18 protein-coding genes and 1 tRNA gene are annotated in these 21,001 nt (G+C 69.6%); 14 read left to right on the plus strand and 5 right to left on the minus strand.

Features of this window, described 5'->3' with window-relative positions:
• Positions 1–29 precede the first annotated feature (29 nt).
• Positions 30–1,565 (minus strand): coiled-coil domain-containing protein, encoded by a 1,536-nt coding sequence (locus tag ABD172_RS04780; RefSeq protein WP_344307426.1) that lies wholly within the window; start codon positions 1,563–1,565, stop codon positions 30–32.
• A 291-nt stretch (positions 1,566–1,856) separates the two neighbouring features.
• Here ABD172_RS04780 and ABD172_RS04785 point away from each other — a divergent pair, with 291 nt between their 5' ends.
• The 8 genes from ABD172_RS04785 (at position 1,857) to ettA (ending at position 10,568) form a co-directional block, all read left to right on the plus strand.
• Complete coding sequence (locus ABD172_RS04785) at positions 1,857–3,044, plus strand: acetyl-CoA C-acetyltransferase (RefSeq protein WP_344307428.1); 1,188 nt, start codon at positions 1,857–1,859, stop codon at positions 3,042–3,044.
• Between the two features lie 96 nt (positions 3,045–3,140).
• Positions 3,141–3,449, plus strand: a complete 309-nt coding sequence (locus tag ABD172_RS04790; protein WP_344307430.1) for a thiamine-binding protein — start codon at positions 3,141–3,143, stop codon at positions 3,447–3,449.
• Positions 3,450–3,573: 124 nt separating this feature from the next.
• Positions 3,574–3,646 (plus strand) — tRNA-Arg (locus tag ABD172_RS04795).
• Between the two features lie 254 nt (positions 3,647–3,900).
• Positions 3,901–5,613 (plus strand): dynamin family protein, encoded by a 1,713-nt coding sequence (locus ABD172_RS04800; protein ID WP_344307431.1) that lies wholly within the window; start codon positions 3,901–3,903, stop codon positions 5,611–5,613.
• Entirely contained in the window at positions 5,610–7,196 is a 1,587-nt protein-coding gene (locus ABD172_RS04805) for a GTPase (RefSeq protein WP_344307432.1), read from the plus strand. Before ABD172_RS04800 ends, ABD172_RS04805 begins: the two co-directional genes overlap by 4 nt.
• A 211-nt stretch (positions 7,197–7,407) precedes the next feature.
• Complete coding sequence (locus ABD172_RS04810) at positions 7,408–7,986, plus strand: single-stranded DNA-binding protein (protein WP_344307563.1); 579 nt, start codon at positions 7,408–7,410, stop codon at positions 7,984–7,986.
• 117 nt (positions 7,987–8,103) lie between these two features.
• Positions 8,104–8,829 (plus strand): DUF6993 domain-containing protein, encoded by a 726-nt coding sequence (locus ABD172_RS04815; protein ID WP_344307433.1) that lies wholly within the window; start codon positions 8,104–8,106, stop codon positions 8,827–8,829.
• 56 nt (positions 8,830–8,885) lie between these two features.
• Positions 8,886–10,568, plus strand: coding sequence for an energy-dependent translational throttle protein EttA (gene ettA, locus ABD172_RS04820; protein ID WP_344307434.1), 1,683 nt, complete (start codon positions 8,886–8,888; stop codon positions 10,566–10,568).
• 119 nt (positions 10,569–10,687) lie between these two features.
• Here ettA and ABD172_RS04825 read toward each other — a convergent pair whose 3' ends face one another.
• Positions 10,688–11,593, minus strand: coding sequence for an acyl-CoA thioesterase (locus ABD172_RS04825; RefSeq protein WP_344307435.1), 906 nt, complete (start codon positions 11,591–11,593; stop codon positions 10,688–10,690).
• A gap of 84 nt (positions 11,594–11,677) precedes the next feature.
• On the opposite strand from ABD172_RS04825, the gene ABD172_RS04830 reads away from it, so the two are divergent.
• Positions 11,678–12,217 carry an acyl-CoA thioesterase gene (locus ABD172_RS04830; protein ID WP_344307437.1) on the plus strand — a complete coding sequence of 180 codons (540 nt, stop codon included), beginning with the start codon at positions 11,678–11,680 and terminating at the stop codon, positions 12,215–12,217.
• The gene (locus tag ABD172_RS04835; RefSeq protein ID WP_344307439.1) at positions 12,214–12,876 is read left to right on the plus strand and encodes a DUF8185 domain-containing protein; all 663 of its coding nucleotides are present in this window, start codon (positions 12,214–12,216) and stop codon (positions 12,874–12,876) included. Before ABD172_RS04830 ends, ABD172_RS04835 begins: the two co-directional genes overlap by 4 nt.
• A 51-nt stretch (positions 12,877–12,927) precedes the next feature.
• Here the strand turns inward: ABD172_RS04835 and ABD172_RS04840 are convergent, their stop codons facing one another.
• The 3 genes from ABD172_RS04840 to pepN all read right to left on the minus strand — a co-directional run bounded on the left by ABD172_RS04840 (position 12,928) and on the right by pepN (position 17,382).
• Positions 12,928–13,377 carry a globin gene (locus tag ABD172_RS04840; RefSeq protein ID WP_344307441.1) on the minus strand — a complete coding sequence of 150 codons (450 nt, stop codon included), beginning with the start codon at positions 13,375–13,377 and terminating at the stop codon, positions 12,928–12,930.
• 39 nt (positions 13,378–13,416) lie between these two features.
• Positions 13,417–14,586, minus strand: a complete 1,170-nt coding sequence (locus ABD172_RS04845; protein WP_344307443.1) for a mechanosensitive ion channel family protein — start codon at positions 14,584–14,586, stop codon at positions 13,417–13,419.
• 165 nt (positions 14,587–14,751) lie between these two features.
• Complete coding sequence (gene pepN / locus ABD172_RS04850; RefSeq protein ID WP_344307445.1) at positions 14,752–17,382, minus strand: aminopeptidase N; 2,631 nt, start codon at positions 17,380–17,382, stop codon at positions 14,752–14,754.
• A 171-nt stretch (positions 17,383–17,553) separates the two neighbouring features.
• Between pepN and ABD172_RS04855 the strand changes: the two genes are divergently transcribed.
• The 4 genes from ABD172_RS04855 to ABD172_RS04870 all read left to right on the plus strand — a co-directional run bounded on the left by ABD172_RS04855 (position 17,554) and on the right by ABD172_RS04870 (position 20,939).
• Positions 17,554–18,162 (plus strand): mycothiol-dependent nitroreductase Rv2466c family protein, encoded by a 609-nt coding sequence (locus tag ABD172_RS04855; RefSeq protein WP_344307447.1) that lies wholly within the window; start codon positions 17,554–17,556, stop codon positions 18,160–18,162.
• A gap of 39 nt (positions 18,163–18,201) precedes the next feature.
• Positions 18,202–18,669 carry a ribose-5-phosphate isomerase gene (locus tag ABD172_RS04860; protein WP_344307449.1) on the plus strand — a complete coding sequence of 156 codons (468 nt, stop codon included), beginning with the start codon at positions 18,202–18,204 and terminating at the stop codon, positions 18,667–18,669.
• Between the two features lie 504 nt (positions 18,670–19,173).
• Positions 19,174–19,833: a helix-turn-helix domain-containing protein gene (locus tag ABD172_RS04865; RefSeq protein ID WP_344307451.1), complete on the plus strand. Its 660-nt coding sequence runs from the start codon at positions 19,174–19,176 to the stop codon at positions 19,831–19,833.
• Positions 19,830–20,939: an ABC transporter substrate-binding protein gene (locus ABD172_RS04870; protein WP_344307453.1), complete on the plus strand. Its 1,110-nt coding sequence runs from the start codon at positions 19,830–19,832 to the stop codon at positions 20,937–20,939. Before ABD172_RS04865 ends, ABD172_RS04870 begins: the two co-directional genes overlap by 4 nt.
• Positions 20,940–21,001 lie beyond the last annotated feature (62 nt).

Below are 21,001 nucleotides of genomic sequence, written 5' to 3' on the forward strand. Positions count from 1 at the left end.
GGGTGTGGCGGACCCGCGTCCGCGCGTCCTCAGTTCTTCTTCCGGCCCGGGCCCGAGGCGCCCGCCGGCTCCCGGCCCGGTGCCCGGTCCGCGGCGCCGGCCTGCCCCTGCCCGCCGTTCTTCTCCTGCGGTGCGGGGGAGTCGGAGGCCGGCTTCGCCTCGGCGTCCGCGGTGTCGGAGGACTTCGTTGCCGGGTCCTTCACGTCCTCCTTCGGTCCGGCGTCGGTCTTCGCGTCGTCGGTCTTCGCGCCGTCCTGCTCCGACCCGGCCGGAGTCGTGACTGTCTTCCCGGAGCCCGCGGGGGTGTCCGCCCCCTTCTCCTTCCCGAGCAGCTGCTTCAACTCGTCCTTGTCCGCGATCTTCTCGGTCGGGACGGCCGCCGCGGCTTCCTGATCGGACTTGTCCTCCGTGAAGTCCACGTCCGCGAAGAGCGCGGGGGAGGCGAACATCGACCGCAGCTGTTCGAGCTGGGCGACGATCGTCCGACGCTGCTTCGTGAGCAGATCGACCTGGGACTGCGCGGCGGAGACGTTGCGCTTGGCCTCGGCCGCGGATTCCTCGATCGTCGCCTCGGCGGTCGTGCGGGCCTCGGAGATGAGGTCCTGGGCGCGCTTCCGGCCGTCGGCGATGATCTGGTCGGCCTTCTCGAGGGCCTCCTTGCGCGTCGCCTCGGCACGTTCGGCGGCCGCACGGGCCTCCTCGTCGGCCTTCTTCGCGCGCGCCTGGGCCTCCTCCATGAGTTTCGCGTTCTCCGCGGCGGCCTTCTCGAAGCGGTCCTTCTCCTCGGCCTCGAACGCCTGGCGCTTGTTCGCGAGTTCGACCTCGAGGTCGTTCGCGGCCTTGCGGGCGGCCTCCTGCTTCGCCTCCGCGGCGGCGACGAGCTCCTTCGCCTTCGCCTCGGCCTCGGACACGAGCTTCGCGGCGTCCTCCTTGGCCTTCGTCCGGACGGCGGTCGCCTCCTTCTCGGCGTCGGCACGGAGCGCGGCGATCTCGCGCTTCGTGCGCTCCTTCGCCTCGTTCGTCTCCGTGTCCGTCGTCGAGCGCAGCTGTGCGGCCTCGCGCTCGGCGGTCGTGCGGATCTCCTCGGCGCGCTTCTCGGCGGCCTGGATCGTCTCGCTCGCCCGGAGGTCCGCGGCCTGCGTGATCGAGTCGGCCTCCGCGCGGGCGTTGTTGAGCAGATCACCGGTCTCCGTGTGGATCCGGGCGCGCTGGCTCGAGGCGTCCGCGCGGGCCTTGTTCCGGATCGTCTCGGCATCGGCCGTGGCCTGGGCGAGGGTCTCCCGCGCCTGCGACTCGGCGATCTTGAGCAGGTGGTCGATACGGGAACCAGGAGGGCCGGCGGCCTCGGCGGCGTCGTTCGTCGCCTTCTTGAGCTGCTGCTTCACCTCGGAGAGCTCACCCGCGAGCTGGAGCTTGGCGCGGTCGGCGGAGATGACCTGGCTGCGGGCGTCCGCGAGTGCCTTCCGGAGGGATTCGATCTCCTGGTTGAGCTGACGCAGGCGGCTGTCGACCTCGGTCTTCTCGTAACCACGCATCGCTGTGCGGAACTCTTCGTTGGATGCCACTCTTCTTCGACTCCTCGAACGGATACGGACGGAAACTGCCGATTCCGTCGACCACGGTGTGCGTGCACGGATGTGATCGACGGAGCGGATGACCGGTGCCCACTCTACTGCCGCCCAGGTGGGATTCCGCTGGGAGCCGGAGGGGCGTCGGGGGCCACGCGACGCCGCCCTCGTGGGTCGACTAGGCTGGGCCGCGATTGTGGCATCCACCACGGCGACGACGCCGTCGCCGCCGGGTGCCACCCACCGTTCACGAACCGGTGCCGCAGCCGCCGGCCGAGGAGGAATTCCATGCCAGAAGCAGTCATCGTCGCAGGCGCCCGCACTCCGTTCGGGAAGATGTCGGGTGCGTTCGCGTCCCTGTCCGCCGCCGACCTCGGGGGTGCGGCCATCGCCGGTGCCCTCGACCGGGCGGGAGTCGCTCCGGAGGCGATCGAGTACGTCGTCATGGGACAGGTGCTCCAGGCCGGCGCGGGCCAGGGACCGGCACGGCAGGCAGCCGTGAAGGCCGGGATCCCGATGAGCGTCCCGGCGCTCACCATCAACAAGATCTGCCTGTCCGGGATCAACGCGATCGCCCAGGCCGCACTGCTCGTCCGGGCGGGGGAGTACGACGTCGTCGTCGCCGGCGGGCAGGAGTCGATGACGAACGCCCCGCACCTGCTCGAGAAGTCCCGCGCCGGCTACAAGTACGGCAACGTCACGGTGCGTGACCACATGGACCTCGACGGACTGTGGGACGCGTTCACCGACCAGGCGATGGGCGGCCTCACGGAATCCGCGAACGCCGGTGACCGGGAGTTCACACGAGAGGAGCAGGACGCCTTCGCCGCCGAGTCGCACCGCCGTGCCGCAGCAGCGCGCGACGGCGGACTGCTCGACGCCGAGATCGTGCCCGTCACCGTGAAGGGACGCAAGGGCGACACCGTCGTGAGTGCGGACGAGGGGATCCGTCCGGAGACCACCACCGAGGTGCTCGCGAAGCTCCGGCCCGCGTTCCGGCCCGACGGCACCATCACCGCCGGCTCCGCCTCGCCGATCTCCGATGGTGCGGCCGCGGTCGTCGTGATGTCGAAGGAGAAGGCGGAGGCGCTCGGGCTCACCTGGATCGCGGAGATCGGGGCCGCCGGCTGGACCGCAGGGCCGGACTCGACGCTCCAGCACCAGCCCTCGACCGCGATCCGCGAGGCCGCCCGCAAGCAGGGCGTCGACCCCGCCTCCTTCGACCTCTACGAGATCAACGAGGCCTTCGCCGCCGTCGGCCTCGCCTCGATGAAGGACCTCGGGATCGATGCGTCCAGGGTGAACGTCAACGGAGGTGCGATCGCGCTCGGACACCCGATCGGTGCCTCGGGCGCGCGGATCGTTCTCCAGCTCGCCCTCGAACTGCAGCGCCGCGGAGGCGGCTCCGGCGTCGCCGCCCTCTGCGGTGGCGGTGGTCAGGGCGACGCCCTCGTGCTCACCGTCCCGCAGGCCTGAGAACACCCGGGTCCGGGATCTTCCGGGCCCGGGGCCCCNNCCCCGCGCGGCGGACGCCGCGCGCGAACCGATCACGCCCACCCGAAGGAGTTCCCCATGCTCGTCGCTTTCTCCGTCGCCCCGATGCTCGGTCAGGACGACACCGGCTCGGTGCACAACGCGGTCGCCGCCGCGGTCAAGGTCGTCCGGGAGTCCGGACTCCCGCACTCGACGGACGCCATGTTCACGACCGTCGAGGGCGAATGGGACGAGGTGTTCGCCGTCGTCAAGGCCGCCACCGAGGCGGTCCAGGCGTTCGGCCCGCGCGTCTCCCTCGTGCTCAAGGCGGACATCCGCCCCGGCCACACCGGTGAGATCACCGGCAAGGTCGAGCGCCTCGAGAAGGCTCTCGACGACCTGGGCTGAGGGCTCCGGTGAATCCGGGCCGAGGGCTCTCGACGATCAGGGCCGAGGGCTCCCGGCGGAACCTCTGGTCGTGGTGCCTTTGGTACCCTGCCTGTTGGTCCCGTGCGTGATCGGCGCCGGGCCGGCCCCCATAGCTCAATGGATAGAGCAACGGCCTTCTAATCCGTAGGTTGCAGGTTCGAGTCCTGCTGGGGGCGCTCACGCGCGACCCGGCCCCCACTCCTCCGAGTCAACGGTTTCGCCCAGGGCGATCGATCCGGTTACCGCCCCGCGGATCGGAAACCGAATCGATCGCCCTCGTCGAATCCCTCGGCGAACCCGCAGGTGAGGAGCCGAATGGTCCTCTCGCGGGGGAAGTGCGAGCGCCCGATGGCCCACTCGCGGCCGTGACCGGCGTCACGGGACGGCGTGGCGAGTGGTGGGACGGTCCGGAATCCGGGAGAGTGGACCTGTGACGACCCCACCGAATCCCCCAGCGCTGTCCGTGAAGGTCCTCCCGGCCCTCACCGCCCTCGCCTCTCGTGTCGAGGAGGTGCGGTTCCCGCTCGAGACCTCCGATGCCGCCGCCGCACGTGAACTGCGGCAGTCCCTCGCGGACCAGCTCGGTGACTACCTCGTGCCACGGGTGGAGAACCAGGACGCACCCCTGCTCGTCGTCGTCGGTGGATCGACGGGTGCCGGCAAGTCGACCCTCGTGAACTCGATCGTCGGCAGCCGCGTCTCCACGCCCGGTGTCCTGCGACCCACCACCCGCTGGCCCGTTCTCGTGCACAATCCCGCGGACGCCGACCACTTCACCTCCGACCGGATCCTGCCCTCTTTGAAGCGTGTGGTGAAGGAGTCGACCGACCTCGGCACGCCGCAGGTGCGGCTCGTGGCGAGCGAGGCCGTCCCTGCCGGGCTCGCGCTCCTCGACTCGCCCGATATCGACTCCGTCGACGAGGGCAACCGGAAACTCGCGCGGCAGCTCCTCGCAGCTGCGGATCTCTGGCTGTTCGTCACCACGGCCGCCCGGTACGCGGACGCGGTCCCGTGGGAACTGCTCCACCAGTCGTCCGAGCGCGGGACGACCATCGCAATGGTGCTCGACCGCGTGCCCCCGCAGGCCAATCGCGAGGTGCGGCACCATCTCTCGACACTGCTCACGGAGGCGGGCCTCGGGGCCGCCCCGATCTTCACCGTCCCCGAACTCCAGCTCGTCGACGGCCTGCTCCCCGAGGCCGCCGTGTTCCCCGTGCAGTCCTGGGTCCTCGGCCTCGGCCGGAACACGACGGCCCGGGAACGCGTCGTCGCCCGCACACTCACGGGAGCCCTCGCAGCGGTTCCGGCCCGGGCCCGTGCGTTGGCGGAGAACTGCCGTACCCAGGAGGACGCGGCCGCGGCACTCGCGGACGCCGTCGACTCGGCATTCGGTGCGGCTCACGAGGAACTCGCACGGTCCCTCGTCGACGGTCGCGTGCTCCGCGGCGAAGTGCTCGCGCGCTGGCAGGACTTCGTCGGGACGGGCCAGTTCTTCCGGGGGATCGAACCCACGGTCGCCCGGCTGCGCGACCGGATCACGAACGCGGTGACCGGCAAACGCGATGCCGCGGGGCCCCTCGAACAGGCGATCGGCTCGAGCATCGCGCTGCTCGTGCGTGAACAGGCGATCGAGGCGCTCACGGAGACCGGAACCCGCTGGAGGTCCGTACCCGAGGGGCGTGCCCTCCTCGAGGCCACCTCGGCGGCTCCCACACTGCCGCCCGGCTTCGACGAGGCGCTCTCCCGGACGATCCGTGAGTGGTCGGACTCCGTGAACGACCTCGTCCGCGAGGTGGGTCAGAGCAAACGGGCGAAGGCCCGTATCCTCTCGTTCGGGGTCAACGCCGTCGGAGCCGTGCTCATGCTCGCCGCTTTCGCCGGCACCGGAGGACTCACCGGGGTCGAGGCCGGGATCGCCGGAGGCACCGCCGCGGTGTCGGGCAAGCTCCTCGACACGATCTTCGGGGACCAGGTCACGCGGGACCTCGCCGCCACTGCGCGGTCCGGCCTGCTCGAGCGCGTCGACGCCGTCCTCGCGGGGGTCCGTGGTCCCTTCGACCGCGCCCTCGCCACACACGAGGTGCCGCCCCGGTTCTCCGGGACGCTCACCGCCGCTGCCGATCGACTGGAGGGAACCCTGTGAGCCGGGTGACGCACGAGGACATCGCACGACTGGTCCGCGGGATCGACACGGCCCTCGGGCTCGAGGACGGGCGGATCTCCCCGGAGACCACGGCGCGTGCCCGGACGCTCCTCGAGAAGTCCCGTTCACGCATGGACCTCGGCGAGGACTACACCGTCGTCGCGTTCGCGGGGTCGACGGGCTCGGGCAAGTCCTCCCTCTTCAACGCCGTCGCGGGACTCGACATCGCGCGCGTGGGTGTCCGCCGCCCGACGACCTCCGAACCGACCGCGTGTGTGTGGGGCGACGGCGGCGAGGAGCTCCTCTCGTGGCTCGGCGTCCCGGTGCAGAAGCGCACGTGGCGCGAGAGTGCCCTCGACGGCGACGACGAGGCGTCGCTCCACGGACTCGTCCTCGTCGACCTGCCCGATCACGACTCCACCGCCCCCGAGCACCGGATCGAATCCGATCGTATGGTCGAGCTCGTCGACGTCGTGTTCTGGGTCGTCGATCCGCAGAAGTACGCGGACTTCTCCCTCCACTCCCATTACCTCTCGCAGCTCACCGAACACGCGAGCAACATGGTCGTCGTCCTCAACCAGATCGACCGACTGTCGGCGGAGGAGCGGAAGGCGTGCCTCGAACACCTCGGTGCCCTGTTGCGTGCCGACGGGCTCGGGGATGCCCGGGTCATGGCCGCCTCGGCGGTCACCAGGGAAGGTGTCCCACAGTTGCGCGAGGTCCTCACGGGCACGGTCGCGGCGCGTGAGGCGGCCTCGGAACGACTCGCCTCGGACCTGCGCGCACTCGCCGCGGACATCCGGGCCGAACTCGGCGATCCCCTCGCGGACCCGACCTCGCTGCCCGGTACGGAACGGCTCGTGGACGCGATGATCGACGCCGCCGGAGTCCCGGCGCTCGCGCAGACGGTCGAGGACGACTACCTGCGCAGGGCCTACCGGCAGACCGGCTATCCGGTGCTCGCCTGGATGCAGCGAGGGCAGGCGGACCCGCTCGGCGCCGGTCACGGTGCCACCCGTGACGAGCTGCTGCGCGCCGCGACCCCGGAGACCACCCGCACCCAGAGTGCCCGCGTGAACCTCGCGGCACGCGAACTCGTCGCCGAGGCGGTCGGTTCTCTTCCGGCCCCGTGGCAGCAGGCGGTCGCCGCGGCCGAGAAGTCCAGCACGGCCGAACTCACCCACACCCTCGACACCGCGGTCACCGCGGTGAAGCTCGAACGTGTGACTCCCGGCTGGTGGGGCGGTGCACGATTCGCGCAGATCCTCTTCTTCGTCCTCACGTGCCTCGGAGTGCTCGGGCTCGTGGTCGCCGCGGTCGCCGCTCTCGTCGGTGCGGGGGAGATCCTCGGCTCCTGGTGGGTGTGGACGGCACCGGCCGTGTGTCTCATCGTGGGCATCGTCGGGTCGCTCATCACCTCGGGCCTCGCCCGAAGGGCCCGGGAACGAGGCGCGGCCGAGGCGGCCGAGGACGTGCGGACCCGCCTCACCGCGGCGGTCCGTCAGGCGGCCGCGGGTACCTATCTCGAGCCCATCACGGCGATCCTCGCCGAACACAAGCGGGTGTGGGAGTCCCTGCGCTGACGGTTCCGCCGGAAGCGCGCCGGCAGTCCACCCCGTGTGTCACCAGCACCGGGCCGCACGATGCGTCACGGCCCTGTGGACGGAGACCTCTCCGTCCACAGGGCCGTTCGTCGTCTCGTGCGCAGTGGCGCTCCCGGCGCACGGTGATGTCGGCGGGGACGGCCGGTCACCGGGACCGGCCGGTCCGCTCGAGGAGGATCCCGTGAAACTCATGAATCATTTCGTCGGCACGGTCGGTACACAGCCCCGGAAACACTCCTTCGAGAACGGTGAGGAGGTGGCCTCGTTCCGCATGGCGGTGAACTACTCCGTCCTCAACACGGAGACCGGGGCGTTCGTCGACAAGGAGACCACCTGGTTCGAGGTCCAGATGTACGGATCCCTCGCGACACACGCGACGAGTTCGCTGGTTCCCGGCATGAACGTCGTGGTCGTCGGGCGACTGCGGGTCCGGGAATGGAGCACCGACCAACGGAACGGGACGACCATTCAGATCGTGGCGTCGGCCGTCGGCGTGAACCTGCGGTTCGGCGAGGTCCGTTTCACCAAGGTCCAGCGGACGGACGTCGCGACACCCGCCACACGCGGTGCGGACGCCGACGCACCGGTGGCGGATCGCTGGGGTGGAATGGCACAGGCGCCGGGAACACCCGCTGTGGATGCCCCGGGAACGGAGACGGAGGATCCCGGCGTCGGCACGCACGACGAGGACGTGGCCGAGCCGGTGACCGTCGGTGTCGGCGCGACCGGCGACGATGCTCCGGGGCGGAACGAGGATCCGCCCTTCTGAACGACTCCGGTGCCCCGGACGGTCCCGACGCCCGCGGGGAGCCGGGGCCGACGCACGGGACCCCGGTTCGGCGCGCGGCGGTCGGGAAGGGACTCCGGGGATGGTTACAGTGAAGATGTGAAACCCGTTTCCGCATCCGTGCCCCCCGGTCGTCCTCGCGAGGCCCGCGCGTTCCGACGGTCGCGCGCCGCGCGGCCCGCCGTCGCCGTGCTCTCCGCGCTCGTCGGCCTCACCCTCGGTGGCTGTTCCTTCCTCGCGCAGACCTCCTCCGAGCCGACCGCCTCGGAGACGACGACCGTGTCCGTGGAGGAGGCCGCGGTCGTCGACGAGGTCGTGGCCGCCCTCGAACCGGTGCTCCATCAGGACGACGCCCCGTTCCCGGATTCCGCTCGACTCTTCGAGGTCCTCACGGATGCCGGCTACCCCGCGGAGGACCTCGAGGCCTCCCTCGACGAGTCCCCGCTCGGACACGAGGTGCCCTCGAAGATGTTCGGTGTGAAGACCGACCGCGGATGCGTCGTGGGCGAGGTCCGGGACGGCGAGGCGACGGCGGAACTCGTCCCGGAATCGGAGTCGAACGGCAGCTGCCTTCTCGGCGAGGTCGACCGGCCCGAAGGTGTCGAGGCGCCGACCGGGGAGGAGCGGGCGGAGGGCGCCGACGACAACGGCAAGGGCCACCTCCCGCACGAGGACATCAACGGAGATCCCGCGGAACCGGAGTCCGCCGACTCCGGGGCCGGCGCGGAACCGGACTCGGGGGCCGACGACGAGGGGCGGGACGCAGGATCCGGATCGTCCTCCGGATCCTCCGGGGAATCCACGCTCGGGGGCACGGACGGCTGAACGACGCGCGTGCTGCGACAGACCGGAGCGTCACGACCGACTAGACTGCGAAGCCTATGGCGGAATTCATTTACCAGATGTACAAGGCGCGCAAGGCGCACGGTGACAAGGTCATTCTCGACGACGTCTCGATGTCGTTCTACCCCGGTGCCAAGATCGGCATGGTCGGACCGAACGGCGCGGGAAAGTCGACGATCCTCAAGATCATGGCCGGGCTCGAGCAGCCGTCCAACGGCGACGCACGACTGAGCCCGGGATACACCGTCGGCATCCTTCTCCAGGAACCTCCGCTCAACGAGGAGAAGACCGTCCTCGGCAATGTCGAGGAGGGCGTCGGCGAGATCAAGACGAAGCTCGACCGGTACAACGAGATCTCCGAGCTCATGGCGGATCCGGATGCGGACTTCGACGCTCTCATGGAGGAGATGGGCAAGCTCCAGGAGGCGATCGACGCCGCGGACGCCTGGGACCTCGACTCGCAGCTCGAACAGGCGATGGACGCCCTGCGCTGCCCGCCGCCGGATGCCGATGTGTCGGTGCTATCCGGTGGTGAGCGCCGCCGTGTCGCACTCTGCAAGCTCCTTCTCGAGAAGCCGGATCTCCTGCTCCTCGACGAGCCGACCAACCACCTCGACGCCGAATCCGTGCTGTGGCTCGAGCAGCACCTGTCCTCGTACCCCGGTGCCGTCATCGCCGTGACCCACGACCGGTACTTCCTCGACCACGTGGCCGAGTGGATCGCCGAGGTGGACCGCGGGCACCTGTACCCCTACGAGGGCAACTACTCGACCTACCTCGAGAAGAAGCGCGAGCGCCTCCAGGTCCAGGGCAAGAAGGATCAGAAGCTGCAGAAGCGCCTCGCCGAGGAACTCGAGTGGGTGCGCTCGAACGCCAAGGCCCGCCAGACCAAGTCGAAGGCCCGTCTGGCCCGGTACGAGGAGATGGCGGCGGAGGCGGAGAAGACCCGCAAGCTCGACTTCGAGGAGATCCAGATCCCGCCGGGCCCGCGCCTCGGCGACATCGTCATCGAGGCGAACGACCTCGAGAAGGGCTTCGACGGACGGAAGCTCATCGACGGACTCTCCTTCTCGCTGCCGCGCAACGGCATCGTCGGTGTCATCGGCCCGAACGGTGTCGGCAAGTCGACGCTGTTCAAGACGATCGTCGGGCTCGAGCCGCTCGACGGTGGTTCGCTCAAGGTCGGCGAGACCGTGAAGATCTCCTACGTCGACCAGTCGCGTGCGGGCATCGACCCGGAGAAGAGCCTGTGGGAGGTCGTCTCCGACGGACTCGACTACATCCAGGTCGGTGCCGTGGAGATGCCCTCACGCGCCTATGTGTCCGCGTTCGGCTTCAAGGGCCCGGACCAGCAGAAGAAGGCCGGCGTGCTCTCCGGTGGTGAGCGCAACCGCCTCAACCTCGCGCTCACGCTCAAGCAGGGCGGCAACCTCCTGCTCCTCGACGAGCCCACGAACGACCTCGACGTCGAGACCCTGGGCTCGCTCGAGAACGCGCTGCTCGAATTCCCGGGTTGTGCCGTGGTCGTCTCCCACGACCGGTGGTTCCTCGACCGCGTCGCCACGCACATCCTTGCGTGGGAGGGCACGGAGGAGAACCCGTCCCAGTGGTACTGGTACGAGGGCAACTTCGAGTCCTACGAGAAGAACAAGGTGGAACGTCTCGGTGAGGAAGCGGCCCGCCCGCACCGCGTCACCCATCGTCGCCTCACCCGCGACTGAGACATCCGCCGGCGGAGGCCTCCGGGGACACCGTTCCCGGTTCCCACCCCGGAACGGCCCGAGGCGCCGGTACCGTGATCGGTACCGTCGACTCGGCGCGTTCGTGAGGGGCGGCGGTCTCAGCGGACGAGTCCGCGACCGCCCTCGGGCTTCACCCGCATCATGCCCTGCTGGGCGACGGTCGCGAGCAGGGTGCCGTCCTGCGCGAAGATCCGACCGGCGCCGAGGTTGCGACCGCCCTCGGCCGACGGTGAGATCTGCGAGTAGAGCATCCACTCGTCGGCCGCGATGGGGCGGTGCCACCACATCGCGTGGTCGAGACTCGCGAGCCGCAGCCCCGGGGTCATCCACGACAGTCCCTGCCTGCGCAGCCCGGACTCGAGAAGGTTGAAGTCGCTCGCATAGGCGAGCGCCGCGGAGCTGAGCAGCTGATCGGCGGGGAACGCCGCCGAGGTACGGATCCACACGGACTGGTGCGCGACCTTCTCCCCGTGGTGGTGGAGGTAGATCGCGGGCTCGACGAGTCGCAGATCGAAGGGCCGCTTCACGACCCACTCGCGCACGTGCGGCAGGTCGACGTCTCCGACGAGTTCGCGCAGCTCCGGGCAGTCCTCGGGCGCCGGCACGCCCTCGGGGAACGGATCCTGGTGCTCGAACCCCTCCTGGCGCTCCTGGAACGACGTCATGACGCTCATGATCGGCGCGCCCTTCTGGTACGCGTGGACCCGGCGTGCGGAGAACGACCCGCCGTCACGGAGCACCTCGACGCCGAAGGTGATGGGTTCGCGGGCATCGCCGGCCCGGAGGAAGTAACCGTGCATCGAGTGGATCGGCCGGTCCTCGGCCACCGTGCGTCCGGCGGCGACGACGCACTGGGCGAGCACCTGCCCACCGAACACCCGCTCGTCCGGTTTGTACTGGCTGATCCCCTCGAAGAACACGTCCTCCTGGGTGTTCGGCAGTGCTGCGGTCTCCTGGAGGTCGAGGACCTCGAGCAGGGCCGCCACGTTCTCTTCGGCGCTCACATCTGTCTCCCGTCGATTCGGCTACCCGAGAAGTCTAGGACCGCGGCACCGGGCGGACCGCACCCGGGTGGCAAGATGGAGCGCATGGAACCGACCCTCACGAACCCCCTCATCACCGGCCCATTCACCCGGGTGCACATCGAACTGCGGTGGGGCGACATGGACGCCTACGGCCACGTGAACAACGTCACGCAGTTCCGGATCCTCGAGGAGGCCCGGGTGCGGGCCTTCGGTTCCCCGACGGCCGCCCGGGACGTCGCAGCTCCCGCACCCGAGGCGCCGGCCGGCCGATCCGTCCACGGCACCGTCCTGCCGAAGGTCCTCGGGGCCGCCTCGACGGACACCGATCTCCTCGTGTCCTCGCACCGCATCGAGTACCGCAGCCCGATCCCGTACCGGGAGGGCCCCATCGCAGTCGACACCGTCATCACTGGAGTCGGTCCGGCCACGATGGACGTCGCGTACACGATCACGGAGACGGACGGATCGCAGGTGTACACGGTCGCGGAGACCGTCGTCGTGTTCGTCGATTCCGGCACGGGACGACCCCGCCGTCTCACGGAGGAGGAGACCGCAGCGATCGAACCATTCATCGGTGCACCGGTGAGGATGCGACGGAAGTGAGCGCACGCGTCCTCGTCCTCGGCTCGGACGCCGACTTCCACGACTGGCACTCCTTCACCGGACGGGCGGCCCGCCTCGACCCCGAGGCCGCCGTCCGGATGAGCGTCCACGGGGATGTGCTCGTCGTCTCGAGCGCGCCCCTGTACCCGCACGGGCTGGGGGACCGGACACCGTTGGCGATCGGCATGCGGATGATCCGGTTGCCGTTCCCCGAGCACGACGGCCTCGACGTCGTCGTCCCGGCCGCCGCGCTCCTCGACCGGTTCGCCCGCGGTCGGGCCGAGGGGATCCGGGAGATCCCGGTTCCGCCCCAGGAGGTCCGTGCGAGCTGGGCGGGGATCGCCCCACCGCGCGGACCGTGGGAACCGGCGGGACACCTCGGCACCGCGGACCTGCGCCGGGTCGCGCGGGACGGGATCGAGGCGGTGGCGGCCGGCACCCCGGAGGGCGCGGGGAGCCATGCGGTGCAGCAGTTGCGCACCCGGATCTGGTCGACCCCGTTGACGGCGAGCGTCGAGTTCCCGATCCCGGCAGCGGTCGCGTTCGCGCTCGAGGGACTCGGGTTCCTCGGGGCGGAGACCGAGGACGCCCGGGTGTTCGTGTGCGGCCGCTGGGTGCGTGTGAGCACTGCGTTCGGGCACGTGCTCAGCAAGTTCTGACGGTGGGGCGCCCCACTCCCGATCGAACCGCCGCCCGGGAGAACGACCCGGTCAGGCGAGCGGGAGGTGCGGGGTCCCCGCGGCCTGGCCCGGCTCGGGATCCCGCGTGTTCACCATGGCGGCGGCGGCGCGCTGGAAGTAGTCCCACATGACGGCCTCGTAGAGCGGCGGCGGAGCCACCTCGTCGAGCGCGGTCCGCATGTGGGCGAGCCAGTGGTCACGCGCCTTCGTGTCGATCGGATAGGGAAAATGCCGCATCCGCAGGCGGGGGTGACCGCGCTCGGCCTGGTAGGTGCCGGGGCCGCCGAAATACTGTTCGAGGAACGTCTGCAGACGGTGTTTTGCTCCCTCGAGTGCATGTCCCTCGGGGTACATCGCGATGAGGAAGTCATCGGCTGCGACCTCGCGGTAGAAGACGTCGACGAGTCGGCGGAAGGTCTCGTGACCGCCGACGGCCTCGAACACGGTATCGGGCGCAGTGGGGGAGGGGTTGTCGGTCATCGGTCCATTGTGTCAGGCGACGGGCGGATGCGTCGTCCGTCAGGACCGACGGTCCGTCGTGCCGTCCGCGGCCGTGGCACCGGAGGCCGGAACCCCGGTGCCGGTGCGTGCGTCGTCCTCGCCGGAGGGAGCGGTGTCCTCGGGGGAGTCGGTCTCCGAGGTGCGCGAGGCGGACACGGGATCCGGGAAGGTGCGGACGAGCGTCTGCTGCTGGAGCGGGATGCTGATGCCCCGGGCGTCGAGCTGACGCTTGAGACGGGCCCGGAAGGCACGGGCGACGGTCCACTGCTCACCCGGCTGCGTCTTGATGACGGTCCGGATCGTGAGGGATTCGCCACTGATCGCCTCGACACCCCAGATCTCGGGCTCCTCGAGGATCGCGGCATCGATCTTCGGGTCCTCGCGCATGGCGGCGATGGTGTCCGCGATGACGTCGTCGATCGTCGACTGGTCCGCGGTGTAGGGGACCGGCACGTCGAGCACCGCACGTCCCCAGCCCTGGCTCTGGTTGCCCACCCGGAGGATCTCGCCGTTGCGAACGTGCCAGAGAGTGCCGTCGACGCTGCGGACCTTCGTCGCCCGGAGGCCGACCTCCTCGACGACGCCGATCGCCTCACCGAGGTCGACGACGTCCCCGATGCCGTACTGGTCCTCGACGACGATGAAGAAACCGGACAGGTAGTCCCGCACGAGTTCCTGCGCACCGAAACCGATCGCGATGCCGGCGATACCCGCGGAGGCGAGAACGGGAGCGAGGTTGAAGCCGAGTTCCGTGAGGATCATGAGGATCGCGATGGCGAAGATCACGATCGAGGCGACCGACCCGAGCATGGAACCGACGGTGTTGCCGCGTTGTTTGCGGCGTTCGAAGATGATCGCCTCGGCGGATCCGTGTTCGACCGCGGCGAGGCGCGCCATGCTCGAACTCGTTCCGCGCGCGATGTCCGTCGCGAACTTGTGGATGAGCTTGCGCGCGACGAAGTTGAGGATGACCGCGACGATGAGGATGAGAAGGATCCGCAACGGGGTACCGAGCAGATCCGCCCAGGTGAGGCCGAACGGGGTCTTCGCCTGCTCGGTCACCTCGCGGACCACCTCGGCGGTCGTCGGACTGCTCGACGCGGGTGCGGGGGCTCCCGCGAGAAGGGTCTCGGCACCGCGCGCGGCGATGGATCCGGCAGGGACGTGGAGGATCGATGGGTTCAACACGGCTCCTCACCGTAATGAGCGTTCCTGGACGGGGCACCACAGGGCCCTGAGTGACGGCTCAGTGACGCTTTATCCGATGCGCGTACGAGCACTGTCGCACATCCGTCACGCCGGTCGCACCCCACCGGTGACGGGCGACGGTGGCACGGGCCCCGGCCGGACGCCTCAGCCCGCCGAAACGGCGCGGCACCGCAGTGCACGTTCGGCATTGTCGAGGTTCTCGCGCATGAGCCGCACGAGTCCCTTCGGCGCAGCCGGGTGGGCGTCGAGCCACTCCCGTGCAGCGGAAACCACCTGCGGCGAAGCGGGTGGGAAGAGTGCGAGCGTGAGGGTCTGCGCGATCTCGAGGGTCCGCAGTTCCCACCACCCGGCGACACGGTCGAAGTACTCGGTGTCGAACGCGGAGAGATCACCGGCGGGGGACACAAGAGCGCCGTCCGGTCGTTCGAGACCCATGGCGAAACCGCGCGCCACCGCGGCGACCATCGCGTTGGGCGCTGCGGTGTCGCCGACCAGTTCGTGGAATGCCCGCGTCTTCACCGCCGGATCTGCGGCGGCGGCCCGGGCGGTGGCGGCCTGCCGACGGCCCGCGGCCGTGTCGTCGTCGGCGAGGACGGCGGAGATCCGGGCCTCGTCGGCGATACCGGCGGCGGCGAGTGCGATGAGGATCTCCCAGCGGAGGTCCGTGTCGACGGTGAGACCCGCGAACGGCGTGCGGCCGGAATCGAGGATCTCCGTGAGTCGGAGGTGCTGATCGGCGTCCGCAGCGTGCCGGGTGAAGGCCTGGAAGAACTGGAGCTGCTGATCCGAGCCGGCGGGGACCTCGGTGAGGAGGTCCCACAGCCGCGCGGCGACCCGGGTGCGGACGGCAGGGCGGTCCGCCGCCGGGAGATAGGCCTCGATCGCCGTCGTGAGCTGCCGGAACTGCACGAGCAGCCCGGTCGAGTGCGTGACGGCGGGCAGGTGCTCGAGCAGCATGTCGATGTACGCAGTGGCGGGGAGCTCGCCGTCGCGGACCATGTCCCACACCGTCGAGAGCACGACGAGCTGTGTGAGCGAGTCCTCGAATCCGCCGAGGTGCGCGGTCGCGAGATCGAATGACTGCGCGTCGAACCGCACCTTCGTGTAACTGAGATCCGCGTCGTTCACCACGACGAGGTCGGCGGACCGCGCGGCCGCATCGAGTGGGACCTCCGCGCGTTCCGCGTCGAGATCGACCTCGAGGAACGCGACGCGCCGGACGGAGGAATCGTGGACCCGGTAGAAGCCGAGGCCCACGCGGTGGGGACGGAGCGACGGGACCGGGCGCCCGTCGAGGACGAAGGGTTCCTGGAGCAGTGCGAGGGACTCGATGCTCTGCTCACCCCGGGTGATCTCCGGACGGATGAGTGTGACACCGGATTCCTCGAGCCACAGTGCGGACCAGGCGCGCAGATCCCGGCCCGAGGCGTCCGCGAGTTCCGAGAGCAGGTCCGCGAGCACGGTGTTCGACCAGGCGTGCTTCTCGAAGTACGCCCGCAGTCCGGCGAAGAACGCGTCCCGGCCGACCCAGGCGACGAGCTGTTTGAGCACCGAGGCGCCCTTCGCGTACGTGATGCCGTCGAAGTTCACCTCGACGTCCTGGAGGTCCTCGATGGGCGCGACGATGGGATGCGTGGACGGAAGCTGGTCCTGCCGGTAGGCCCAGGACTTCTCGAGGGTCGCGAAGGTCGTCCACGCGTCCGTGAAGCGGGTGGTCTCCGCCGTCGCGAGGGTCGACATGAACTCCGCGAAGGACTCGTTGAGCCACAGGTCGTTCCACCACTTCATCGTCACGAGGTCCCCGAACCACATGTGGGCGAGCTCGTGGAGGATCGTGACCGCGCGGCGCTCGACCATGGCCTCCGTCGGGCGGGACCGGAAGACGTAGTTCTCGAGGAAGGTGACGGCTCCCGCGTTCTCCATGGCCCCTGCATTGAACTCGGGGACGAAGAGCTGGTCGTACTTCTCGAAGGGGTACGGGGTCCCGAAGAGCTCCTCGTAGAAGGCGAAGCCCTTCCGGGTGATGTCGAAGATCTCCTCGGCGTCGAGGTGCGTCAGGAGGGAGGCCCGGCAGAACACGCCGAGGGGGACCTCCTCGCCGTCGCTCGAGTCGAGGGACGAACGGACGGATGCGTAGGGGCCCGCGATGATCGCGGTGATGTAGCTGGAGATGCGCGGGGTCGGGGCGAAAGCCCACACCCGGAGATCCGTGCCCGGCGTGTCCTTCGCCTCGCCGTCGAGGCCGAGACCCGCGAGCACAGCTGCGGCGTCCTCGGGCTCCGGGCTGGGGGAGTTCGACACGACCGTCCAGTGCGCGGGCGCGACGATCGTGAACGAGAAGCTCGCCTTGAGATCCGGCTGTTCGAAGACCGCGAAGACGCGCCGGGCATCCGGGACCTCGAACTGGGTGTACAGATAGGTCTCGTCGTCGACCGGGTCCACGAAGCGGTGCAGTCCCTCACCGGTGTTCATGTAGAGGAACTCGGCATCGACGACGAGTTCGTTGTCCTGGGCGAGACCCGGCAGTGCGATCCGGCCGGGGGAGACGACCTCGTCCGGGTCGAGTTCCCGGCCGTTGAGCACCACGGAGTGGACCGAGTGCGTGATCGCGTCGATGAAGGTCGAGGCTCCCTCCTCACCGCGGAAACGCACCGTCGTCACCGATCGGAAGTGGTCACCGGCACCGTCGAGGACGAGCGTGATCTCGTAGGAGGTGACGCTCACGAGAGCGGCGCGTGTGGTGGCTTCCTGACGGGTGAGATTGTGCTGCGGCACCGGGGACCTCCGTGTTTGGGGTGCGATCACAAAAGTGGGAAGATCGAACTCGCCACATTGTTCCACGGACCACGGACACCACCTGGAGCAGGCCGCCCGCGGCGGACCGCCGACGGATCCGCGGTCCCTGCACTCCTCGATCCCGACGCCCCGTACGAAGGAGACCCGCCGATGGCTGCGAACACTCTCGACTTCTGGTTCGACCCGATGTGCCCCTGGGCCTGGATGGCTTCCCGCTGGGCCCTCGAGGTGACGAAGGTGCGCGACGTGGACGTGAAGTTCCACGTCATGAGCCTCGCCGTCCTCAACGAGGGCCGCGACGAGCTCCCCGAGGCCTACAAGGAACGCATGACGAAGGCGTGGGGCCCCGTGCGTGTCGTCATCGCCGCTGCCGAGCAGCACGGCGAGGAGGTCATCGAGCCCCTCTACACCGCGATGGGCACCCGCATCCACCCCGGTGGCAACGACGACTTCCCGACGGTCATCGCCGAGGCGCTCGCCGAGGTCGGCCTGCCCGCCGAACTCGCGGCGGCGGCGGACTCGACGGAATGGGACGCGTCGCTGCGTGCCTCGCACGAGGACGGCATCTCCCGCGTGGGTGAGGACGTCGGCACGCCGGTCGTCGCGGTCGGCGACGTCGCGTTCTTCGGCCCGGTCGTGACGCCGGCACCCAAGGGCGAGGACGCCGGCCGTCTCTTCGACGGCCTCCTCGCCGTCGCCGGCACCCCCGGCTTCTTCGAACTCAAGCGCACCCGCACCCAGGGCCCGATCTTCGACTGACCGATCGTCACCACACCACCACCTCACGTAAGGACTCTCATGAAGGTTCATCTCGGAACCGACCACGCGGGCTTCGAGTTCAAGGAGGCGCTCAAGGCGCACCTGACCGAGGCCGGATTCGAGGTCGTCGACCACGGCGCCCACGAGTACGACGCACTCGACGACTACCCGGCGTTCTGCATCGCCGCGGCGCAGGCCACGGTCGACGACCGCGAGGCCGGTCTCGACTCGCTCGGTGTCGTCGTCGGCGGCTCGGGCAACGGTGAGCAGATGGCGGCCAACAAGGTGAAGGGTGCCCGTGCGGCACTCGCCTGGAACACCGAGATCGCGAAGCTGGCGCGGGAGCACAACGACGCCCAGATCGTCTCCGTGGGCGCCCGTCAGCACTCGCAGGAGGAGGCGTTCGCGATCGTCGACGCCTTCCTCGCCGAGCCCTTCTCCGGCGACGAACGGCACTCCCGCCGGATCGGCATCATGCGTGCGTACGAGGACAACGGCACCGTCTGAGTCCTCCTCCGACTCCGGCGACGAGAGGTCCCGGGACCGGCGCCCCGCGCGTCGGACCCGGGACTTCGTCGTGTCCGGGGGAGCGGGCCGGTCGAGGGGCGCCGAGGCGCCACGCACCTCGGACACCGCGCCGGCGCCTCGGCCCCGCTCGAGGCCCCCGTGATCCACCCGCAACATATTGCGTTTCGGCCGTGCAAACTCTGTGTGTGGAGTACGTGCGCACTCTTGACCGTGCGGCACGGCCGTGGTCGGCTGGGAAAGTACCCTGCCTGAACCGGGGTCGTCCGAGCGTGAGTTCCATCGCACGCGTGCCCTGTCCTGCCCGCAGGTTCATGGGAAATGCGGGTCCCCCGATGCAGCTGGGCTGTTTGACCCGCGTCCCGGTCCCGTGGTGAAGTGAACAGTCCCTGAAAAACCCGGAGGAAGCGACTGAGAGTTCGCCGTCCACGCACAAGAGTGCGGCGCGGCCGACGTACGTACTGCTGCACGCGAAGGAGGTGACCCGTGACCCGTGGCTCGCACATGCCGACGGAACCCACCGCGGACACTCTTCCCGTGGCGGACGTCTCACCCCGTGAGCTCGGTGAGGAAGTACGCAAGCACCGCGTCCGACGAGGTCTGCGGCAGGGCGATCTCGCCGAGCGCGCCGGGCTCAGCACCTCCTTCATCAGCCAGTTCGAGCGTGGCCTCACCGACTCGAGCATCAGCTCGCTGGCCCGCATCTGCGCGGCCCTCGGGATCCCGGTGGGCGCGCTGTTCCGCGCCGCTCCCGCCGGCGAGCGGGTCCTCCGCCGGGAGGACGCGCCGACCGAGGTGACCGGCGGGTGCACCCGCACGGAGTACAGCCGGGCCGCCCTCGACCTCGACCTCCACGTCATCCGGCTCGAACCGGGTGCCGCGAGTGCGGAAACGCCCGAGACCCATGACCGGCAGCACGAGATCCTCGTGTGTCGCGCCGGTTTCGTCGCCGCCGAGCTCGACGGGGTGCAACACATCCTCCGGACCGGCGACTCCATCGACTTCCCGTCCGAACGACCCCATCGCCTCGTGAACATCGGTCACGTCGCGGCAGAACTCGTCTGGGTGGTCGCGGACGCACCGTCCGCGTCCCGCACCCGGACCTCCCCCCGACACGACATCAGACCCGAAGGAGACCCCTCATGAAGAAACGCCTGCAGACGCTCGCGGTTCTCGGCGCGGGCGCCGTACTGCTCACCGGTTGCATGCAGGGAGGTGAGGCTGCCGAGGTCGACCCCGCGGCCTTCGCCGACCCGGTCGCCGGCGAGGTCCCCGAGGGGTCCCTCGAGGGGACCTCGATGACCTTCGTGTCCTGGGGCGGCGGCTTCCAGAACGTCCAGGAGGAGGCGTTCAGCACGCCCTTCGCGGAGACCACCGGCGCCACGCTGCTGTCCGACGGTCCGACGGACATGGCGAAACTCCAGGCGCAGGTCGAGGCCGGTCACGTCTCCTGGGACGTCGTGAACGCCGCTCCGAACTACGCGACGGCCCACTGCGACACCCTGTTCGAGAAGCTCGACTACGACCTCATCGACGTCTCGAAGATCCCCGAGGGGATGCCGCAGGGCGAGTGCTACGTGCCCTCGCTCAGCTACTCGTACACGTTCTTCTACGACGCGGACACGTACGGTGACAATCCGCCCACGGGCTGGCAGGACTTCTTCGACACGGAGAAGTTCCCCGGCACACGGGGGATCGACGGCCGGGCCACCCCGACCGGAGGTACGTACGAGGCGGCGCTCCTCGCGGACGGGGTCGCACCCGAGGACCTCTACCCGCTCGACACCGCGCGTGCGATCGACGCCTTCCGGTCGATCGACGACTCACTGGTCTTCTGGACCTCGGGCGCCGAGCAGACGCAGATGATCCAGGGCGGCGAGGTCGACATGATCATGGGCTGGTCGGGTCGCGTCTTCGAGGCGAACCAGTCCGGGACGAACTTCGCCCCTGTCTGGAACCAGGGATTCATGGCGAACGACTCCTTCTCGATCGCGAAGGGCTCGAAGAACGTCACCGCTGCGCACGCCTACATCAACTTCGCGCTCGGTGAGGCCCAGCAGGCGCAGATGGCGGAGGGGTCGTCCTACTCCCCGGTGAACACGGACTCGGAGCCCGCGCTCTCCCCGGAGGCCCAGGAGTTCAACGTCGCCCGTCCCGAGGTCGTCGAACAGTCCCTCACCGCGAACCCCGAGTACTGGGGTCCGAACCTCGATCAGCTCTCCGCCGACTGGCAGGCGTTCATCAACAGCTGATCCCCCGTTCATCCGTGTGGCGCCCGGTCACCGGCCTCGGACAGAGGTCGTCCGGGGCCGGG

The sequence above is a fragment of the Brevibacterium samyangense genome (genome assembly GCF_039529845.1).
GTDB classification, from domain to species: domain Bacteria; phylum Actinomycetota; class Actinomycetes; order Actinomycetales; family Brevibacteriaceae; genus Brevibacterium; species Brevibacterium samyangense.

Excerpts from the sequence above, each read along its gene's own strand:
- ABD172_RS04840 (WP_344307441.1), bottom strand. The coding sequence starts at position 13,377 with ATGACCGACAACCCCTCCCCCACTGCGCCCGATACCGTGTTCGAGGCC.
- ABD172_RS04855 (WP_344307447.1), top strand. The coding sequence starts at position 17,554 with ATGGCTGCGAACACTCTCGACTTCTGGTTCGACCCGATGTGCCCCTGG.
- ABD172_RS04790 (WP_344307430.1), top strand. The coding sequence starts at position 3,141 with ATGCTCGTCGCTTTCTCCGTCGCCCCGATGCTCGGTCAGGACGACACC.
- ABD172_RS04785 (WP_344307428.1), top strand. The coding sequence starts at position 1,857 with ATGCCAGAAGCAGTCATCGTCGCAGGCGCCCGCACTCCGTTCGGGAAG.
- ettA (WP_344307434.1), top strand. The coding sequence starts at position 8,886 with ATGGCGGAATTCATTTACCAGATGTACAAGGCGCGCAAGGCGCACGGT.
- ABD172_RS04870 (WP_344307453.1), top strand. The coding sequence starts at position 19,830 with ATGAAGAAACGCCTGCAGACGCTCGCGGTTCTCGGCGCGGGCGCCGTA.
- ABD172_RS04860 (WP_344307449.1), top strand. The coding sequence starts at position 18,202 with ATGAAGGTTCATCTCGGAACCGACCACGCGGGCTTCGAGTTCAAGGAG.
- ABD172_RS04830 (WP_344307437.1), top strand. The coding sequence starts at position 11,678 with ATGGAACCGACCCTCACGAACCCCCTCATCACCGGCCCATTCACCCGG.
- ABD172_RS04810 (WP_344307563.1), top strand. The coding sequence starts at position 7,408 with ATGAATCATTTCGTCGGCACGGTCGGTACACAGCCCCGGAAACACTCC.